General features: G+C 60.1%; 8 protein-coding genes. 5 read left to right on the forward strand and 3 right to left on the reverse strand.

The features are described 5' to 3' along the window. A partial coding sequence (locus AAAB16_RS08635) for a methyl-accepting chemotaxis protein (protein WP_340662964.1) occupies positions 1 to 1,293 on the forward strand: 1,293 nt, incomplete at its 5' end. A 147-nt stretch (positions 1,294 to 1,440) separates the two neighbouring features. Here the strand turns inward: AAAB16_RS08635 and trpA are convergent. Beyond that, a complete protein-coding gene (trpA, locus tag AAAB16_RS08640; protein ID WP_340662965.1) occupies positions 1,441 to 2,250 on the reverse strand; it encodes a tryptophan synthase subunit alpha in 810 nt (269 codons plus the stop codon). Then, positions 2,250 to 3,470, reverse strand: coding sequence for a tryptophan synthase subunit beta (trpB, locus tag AAAB16_RS08645; RefSeq protein WP_340662966.1), 1,221 nt, complete (start codon positions 3,468 to 3,470; stop codon positions 2,250 to 2,252). The genes trpA and trpB overlap by 1 nt, the downstream gene beginning before the upstream one ends. 119 nt (positions 3,471 to 3,589) lie before the next feature. Here trpB and AAAB16_RS08650 point away from each other — a divergent pair, with 119 nt between their 5' ends. Further along, positions 3,590 to 4,474 (forward strand): LysR family transcriptional regulator, encoded by an 885-nt coding sequence (locus AAAB16_RS08650; RefSeq protein ID WP_340662967.1) that lies wholly within the window; start codon positions 3,590 to 3,592, stop codon positions 4,472 to 4,474. 131 nt (positions 4,475 to 4,605) lie between these two features. Here AAAB16_RS08650 and AAAB16_RS08655 read toward each other — a convergent pair whose 3' ends face one another. Beyond that, positions 4,606 to 4,929 (reverse strand): DUF883 family protein, encoded by a 324-nt coding sequence (locus AAAB16_RS08655; protein WP_110615535.1) that lies wholly within the window; start codon positions 4,927 to 4,929, stop codon positions 4,606 to 4,608. A 139-nt stretch (positions 4,930 to 5,068) separates the two neighbouring features. Here AAAB16_RS08655 and AAAB16_RS08660 point away from each other — a divergent pair, with 139 nt between their 5' ends. The 3 genes from AAAB16_RS08660 to AAAB16_RS08670 all read left to right on the forward strand — a co-directional run bounded on the left by AAAB16_RS08660 (position 5,069) and on the right by AAAB16_RS08670 (position 6,910). Then, positions 5,069 to 5,284 (forward strand): dodecin, encoded by a 216-nt coding sequence (locus AAAB16_RS08660; RefSeq protein WP_110615534.1) that lies wholly within the window; start codon positions 5,069 to 5,071, stop codon positions 5,282 to 5,284. A 158-nt stretch (positions 5,285 to 5,442) separates the two neighbouring features. After that, complete coding sequence (locus tag AAAB16_RS08665) at positions 5,443 to 5,667, forward strand: DUF1161 domain-containing protein (RefSeq protein ID WP_340662968.1); 225 nt, start codon at positions 5,443 to 5,445, stop codon at positions 5,665 to 5,667. A gap of 247 nt (positions 5,668 to 5,914) precedes the next feature. After that, a complete protein-coding gene (locus tag AAAB16_RS08670) occupies positions 5,915 to 6,910 on the forward strand; it encodes an LLM class flavin-dependent oxidoreductase (protein ID WP_340662969.1) in 996 nt (331 codons plus the stop codon). Positions 6,911 to 6,972: the final 62 nt, after the last annotated feature.

A 6,972-nucleotide genomic window follows, 5' to 3' on the forward strand; every position in this document is an offset into this window, starting at 1 on the left:
GCTCTAGAGAGCCTCAAAGGCCCATTTGGCGCCAGCAATGCTAGCGAGTTGCAAGACCTGGAAACCGATCTGGAGAACTACCGCGCGGCGCTAGGCCGCTTCAAAGCGGCCACCGATAACATCGCCCAGGCCCGCAAAGAAATGACCGATCAGGGCACCACCATCGTCAAGCTCAACGAAGACCTCAACAAAATCCAAACCGAACGCCGTGATGCCGAAAGCGCGCAGGCCCGGCAGATGCAATTGGCAGCCACCGCGCTGGCGATCCTCTTCGGTGTGCTGGCTGCGGTGGTCATTACTCGACAGATCACTCGCCCTTTGGCGCAGACCATGGCCGTGGTGCAGCGCATCGCCGATGGCGACCTGACGCAAAACCTTCAAGTCACTCGCCGCGATGAACTGGGGGTGTTGCAGCAAGGTATCCAGCGGATGGGCGCAACGTTGCGCGACTTGATTGGCGGTATCCGCGACGGTGTCACGCAGATCGCCAGCGCCGCGGAAGAGTTGTCGGCGGTGACTGAGCAAACCAGCGCCGGGGTTAATAGCCAGAAAATCGAGACCGACCAAGTGGCTACCGCCATGCACGAAATGTCCGCCACTGTGCAGGAAGTGGCGCGCAATGCTGAACAGGCCTCGCAAGCGGCCAGCCTGGCGGACAAAGAAGCCCGCGAAGGCGACAAGGTCGTCGGCGAAGCGATTGCCCAGATTGAACGCCTGGCCGATGAGGTCAGCCGCTCCACTGAAGCCATGCGCGTGCTGCAACAGGAAAGCGACAAAATCGGCAGCGTGATGGACGTGATTAAAGCCGTGGCCGACCAGACCAACCTGCTGGCCCTTAACGCTGCCATTGAAGCGGCGCGTGCTGGCGAAGCCGGTCGCGGTTTTGCTGTGGTAGCTGACGAGGTGCGTAGCCTGGCTCAACGCACCCAGCAGTCCACCGAAGAAATCGCCGGCTTAGTCGCCGGTCTGCAAAGCGGTTCCGAGCGCGTGGCCACGGTGATGAGCAATAGCCGCAGCCTGACCGACAGCAGCGTGCTGCTCACCCGCAAAGCTGGTACGGCGCTGGAAAGCATCACCTCCACGGTGAGCAATATTCAGTCGATGAACCAACAGATCGCGGCGGCGGCTGAAGAGCAAAGCGCAGTGGCCGAAGAAATCAGCCGCAGCATTCTTAATGTGCGTGATGTGTCCGAACAGACGGCGGCGGCGAGTGATGAGACCGCCGCTTCCAGCGTTGAGCTGGCGCGTTTGGGTGGGCAGTTGCAGCAGTTGGTCAGTCATTTCCGCGTGTAATGCACAACGCCGTAGCTTGGGTCGGTCCGCGTTCGGTGAGCCAGAGGCGAAGCCCAACGGACCGGCCCAACCTGCGTTATTACCCTGCGCGTAAAAAAAACCGCCATGCCCGAAAGGGGATGGCGGTTTTTCTCGGCCCGTGAACGCTTACTTACGCGCGCGACGTACCCCTTCAGCCAGCTCGGCGCATAAGCCCAACACGCCTTTCACCGCGGCCTTTGGATCGGCGTTATTGGCGATATGGTCGATCAGGGCCGAACCCACCACCACGCCATCGGCCAAGCGCGCGATGGTTGCGGCGTGCTCGGCAGTACGGATACCAAAGCCGATGCTGATCGGCAGATCAGTGTGGCGACGCAGACGGGCAACAGCCTGTTCCACGTGTTCCAGGGTGGCGGAACCAGCGCCTGTTACACCGGCAACCGATACGTAGTAGACAAAGCCCGAGCTGCCATTCAGCACTTTCGGCAGGCGCTTATCGTCGGTGGTCGGTGTGGTCAGGCGGATAAAGTCCAGGCCAGCCGCCTGAGCCGGGTCGCACAGGTCAACGTTATGTTCTGGCGGCAGGTCGACGACGATCAAGCCATCGACACCGGCTTCCTTGGCATCGGCAATAAACGCAGGCACGCCATATTTGTGGATTGGGTTGAAGTAACCCATCAACACCAGCGGTGTGTCGTTGTTGCCGGCACGAAACTCGCGAACCATTTGCAGGGTTTTCGCCAGGTCTTGCTTGGCCGCCAAGGCGCGAATGTTGGCCAACTGAATAGCCGGGCCGTCGGCCATTGGGTCGGTGAACGGCATACCCAGTTCAATCACATCGGCGCCGGCGGCCGGCAGGCCTTTGAGAATTTCCAGGGAGGTGTCGTAGCTGGGGTCGCCAGCAGTGATAAAGGTCACCAGGGCGGCACGGTTCTGTTGTTTCAGTTCAGCGAAACGGGTTTGCAGGCGGCTCATCAGTGTTTCTCCTGCGCGCTGTTTTCCATGTGGTGCATAACGGTTTGCATGTCCTTGTCGCCACGGCCGGACAGGTTAATCACCATCAGGTGATCTTTGGGCAGGCCAGGTGCGCGCTTGAAGACTTCAGCCAGGGCATGGGCACTTTCCAGCGCCGGGATAATGCCTTCCAGGCGGCAGCATTTATGGAATGCATCCAGGGCTTCGTCATCGGTGATCGAGGTGTATTCGACGCGGCCGATATCGTGCAACCAGGCGTGTTCCGGGCCGATGCCAGGGTAGTCGAGGCCGGCGGAAATCGAGTGGGCGTCGATGATCTGGCCGTCGTCATCCTGCAGCAAGAAGGTGCGGTTGCCGTGCAGCACACCCGGTACACCGCCGTTCAGGCTGGCGGCGTGTTTGCCGGTTGCAATGCCATGGCCGGCAGCTTCAACGCCGATGATCTGCACGCTTTTGTCATCCAGGAACGGGTGGAACAGGCCCATGGCGTTAGAGCCGCCACCGATGCACGCCACCAGCGAATCCGGCAGGCGGCCTTCCTGCTCTTGCATCTGGGTGCGGGTTTCCTTGCCGATCACGGCTTGGAAGTCGCGAACCATGGCTGGGTACGGATGCGGGCCGGCGACGGTGCCGATCAGGTAGAAGGTGCTGTCGACGTTAGTCACCCAGTCACGCAGCGCCTCGTTCATCGCATCTTTCAGGGTGCCGGTGCCGGCGGTGACTGGAATCACCTCAGCGCCCAGCAGCTTCATACGGAACACGTTGGCCTGCTGGCGATCGATGTCGGTGGTGCCCATGTAGATCACGCAATCCAGACCGAAACGCGCGGCAACGGTGGCGGTGGCTACGCCGTGCATGCCGGCGCCAGTCTCGGCAATGATGCGTTTTTTGCCCATGCGCCGCGCCAACAGGATTTGGCCGATGCAGTTGTTAATTTTGTGCGCGCCGGTGTGGTTCAGCTCTTCGCGCTTGAGGTAAATCTTCGCGCCGCCGCAGAACTCGGTCAGGCGCTCGGCGAAATACAACGGGCTTGGGCGGCCCACGTAGTCACGCTGGAAGTAGGCCAGTTCCTTGAGGAAGGCGGGGTCTTCTTTGGCCCGTTCATATTCTGCAGCCAGATCGTGGATCAGCGGCATCAAGGTTTCAGCGACGTACTGGCCGCCGAACGAACCGAACAGGCCGGTGGCGTCGGGTCCGCTGCGAAGGGAAGTCTGAGTCATGGTGGCTCCTGCGGGGTGCGCGGGTAGGAAAGGCGATGGCGCTACTTTAGGCGCGACGTACGTGCGAATAAAGCGATAAGATCGCCGCCATCTGTTAGAAAAACTCACGGGTTATAGCCATGGCGCGCGATCTTCCTCCCCTCAATGCGTTACGCGCGTTTGAAGCTGCCGCACGCCTGCAAAGTATAAGCAAAGCGGCATTGGAGCTAAGCGTGACCCATGGCGCGGTGAGTCGGCAGATTCGGCTGTTGGAAGAAGACCTGGGCCTGGCCTTGTTCAGTAAAGACGGTCGCGGCTTAAAACTCACAGATGCCGGTATACGTTTGCGCGATGCCAGTGCTGAGGCATTCGACCGTTTGCGTGCCGCCTGCGCTGAGCTTAAGCAGCAGACTGCCGATGCGCCCTTTGTGCTGGCCTGCCCTGGCAGCTTGCTGGCGCGCTGGTTTATTCCGCGTTTGGACCGACTTAACCGCGAGCTGCCGGAGTTGCGTCTGCAACTGTCTGCCAGTGATGGCGAGCTCGACCCACGCCGCGCCGGTATCGACGCCACGCTGTGGTTTGCCGAGCCGCCGTGGCCAGCCGACATGCAGGTATTCGAACTGGCCGTGGAGCAGATTGGGCCGGTGTTAAGTCCGCGGTATGCCGGGTTCGCTCGGCTGGAAAAGGCATCAGCCGAACAGCTATTAGGCGAGGCGCTGCTGCATACCACCTCGCGCCCACAAGCCTGGCCGCAATGGGCGCAGAGCCAAGGTGTGAGTCGGGCGAAATTGCACTTGGGGCAAGGCTTCGAGCATTTGTATTACTTGTTGGAAGCGGCTGTGGCCGGCCTAGGCGTAGCGATCGCGCCACAGCAGTTGGTGGCCGATGAACTGGCGGCGGGGCGCCTGGTGGCACCCTGGGGATTTGTAGAAACCAGCGCGCGCTTGGCGCTTTGGGTACCAGCCAGAACACCGTCGGCCCGGGCGGCCAAGTTGGCGGCGTGGTTAGAACAGCAATTGCGTTAGCTGCGCTATTTGCCGGCCACCGACGTCATCCTCGCGAAGGCGGCGCTGCGGCGATGGGAATCCAGAGGCTGCAATGAAACTCTGGATCCCCGCCTTCGCGCGGATGACGGCGCGTAACGCTGGCTAGGCAATCAGTCGTTGTTGCGGAACAACAAGTAACCCGCCAACGCCACAACACCCAAGGCCAGGCTGGCCGATGCGACGGGATGCTCGCGGGTGTAATCACGGGTAGCGACGCCAGCTTTATAGGTCTTCTCCTTAACATCGGAGTAAGTGTCGCTAAGCAAGTCGCGGGAATGGCCGAGTACGCGCTCAGCGCTGGTGCGCAGGCTTTTCAGCGACTTTTGCGACTCGTCGCTTACTTCGCTTTTCAAGCTGTCGAGGCTGGAGATCAGGTGCTCAATCTCGGTTTCGATGCTGTGCAGCGATTTATTGCGCGAAGAAAAAATAGCCATGGTCAGTCTCTCCTGTCGTTCATAAGGGCGTACGAGGTGTGACTGCACCCTTCTTGGAAAGTGCAGCTAATCTGAACTTATCCGGCGCCGAGCGGGACTCACTCTGTAATAGCGTTCGCCCAACAGAGAGGACAGCAGCATGTCGAGTAACCACACGTACAAACTGATCGATATCGTCGGTTCTTCGCCAACCAGCATCGAAGACGCCATTCAAAGCGCCCTGGCCGAAACAGCCAAAACCGTGCGCAATCTGGAGTGGTTCGAGGTGGCCGAAACCCGCGGTCATATTGTTGACGGAAAAGTCGGCCACTATCAGGTCACCTTGAAGGTCGGTTTCCGCGTCGGCGATAACTGATCGAGTTGTTAATGCGCGGCGGCTCCTGCCGCCAGCGCCCACTGAGGCTAGGGACAAACGCCCGGTGTTGCTTTTGGCGGCTTGCGGTCGTCAATTTTGCTGCTCGAGTTTTGGCATGTTGTTCGAGCATTTTTGTTATCAACGAGGGAGCGTTACCCATGAAAGAAGTGATGTTGGCCTTAGGCCTGTTAGTTATGGCCGGCTCGGCCTTCGCGGCGCCAAAACCCTGCGAAGAACTGAAGTCGGAAATCGATGCAAAAATCCAAGCCAAGGGCGCCAAGTCCTACAGCCTGGAAATTGTTGAAAAAGGCAGCGCTGGCGACAAAAAAGTCGTTGGCAGCTGCGAAGCGGGAAGCAAGGAAATCGTCTACCAGCGCAATTGATCGCGCCTAGATTGGTCAAGCAAGACCAAACCGGCGGCACACAATGCCGCCGGTTTTTTATTGCCGCGAATTTGATCGGCAAGGTGGATATTTGCCTGAGGCCACCTTCGCGCAGTAGAGTAAGCCCTACTGAAACAGTCGGGTATTGCCACGGACTGCCCTCTTTCGCGTCTAGCACGCGTCTTTCATCCCGAACTACCCAGTCGAAATGCGCCCGCAGGCGCTGACCCGGAGTTAAACGAGGCTTATGAAAACTCTTTCCGATATCAAGATCTCCGTGCTCGATCTGGCGCCGATTCGCACTGACGGCGGCCCTGAACAAGCACTACGCAACTCTCTGGCGCTGGCCCAACATGCGGAAAAACTCGACTTCACCCGTTTCTGGGTCGCCGAGCACCACAATATGGACGGTATCGCCAGTTCCGCGACGGCGGTGCTGATTGGCTACCTGGCTGCCGGCACCCGTTCCATCCGCCTCGGTGCCGGTGGGGTTATGCTGCCCAACCACGCTCCGCTGGTGATCGCCGAACAGTTCGGCACCCTGGCCACGTTGTATCCCGGCCGTATCGACCTGGGCCTGGGCCGCGCCCCCGGTGCCGACCAGTACACCGCCCACGCCCTGCGCCGCGAGCGCTCGGGCAGTGCCGATGATTTCCCGGAAGACCTGTCTGAGTTGCAACGCTATCTCGGCCCGCTACAACCCAATCAGCGTGTGATTGCCATGCCCGGCGCCGGCACCAATGTGCCGATCTGGCTGCTCGGTTCCAGCCTGTTCAGTGCCCAGCTGGCCGGCCAACGTGGCCTGCCCTACGCCTTCGCTTCGCACTTTGCGCCGCGCATGATGCACGAGGCCATTCGGGTGTATCGCAACCACTTCAAACCTTCTGCCGTGCTGGATAAACCCTATGTGATGCTCGGCGTGCCGCTGCTGGCGGCGGATACCGATGAGCAAGCGCAATACCTGGCCACCAGCGCCTACCAACGCATTCTTGCTCTGCTCCGTGGCCAAAGCCTGGTGCAGAAACCGCCGGTGAAAAGTATGGAAGGCCTATGGCTGGCCCATGAGCGCCAGGCAGTGGGTGAGTTCTTTGGTCTGGCCATGGTCGGCGGCCCGGACACCATCCGCAGCCACGTCAACCAACTGCTGGAACAGACCAACGCTGACGAGCTGATCTTCACCAGCGATATGTACGATTTCGTCGACCGCCTGCACTCCTACGAAATCCTCGCCAACCTGCGCTGACACACGCCGTTGCCAGAGAAAATCCGAACCACTGCCGCTCCCGTGCCTCTGAACCTATACCC

The sequence above is a fragment of the Pseudomonas sp. genome, assembly GCF_037994325.1.
Taxonomy (GTDB): domain Bacteria; phylum Pseudomonadota; class Gammaproteobacteria; order Pseudomonadales; family Pseudomonadaceae; genus Aquipseudomonas.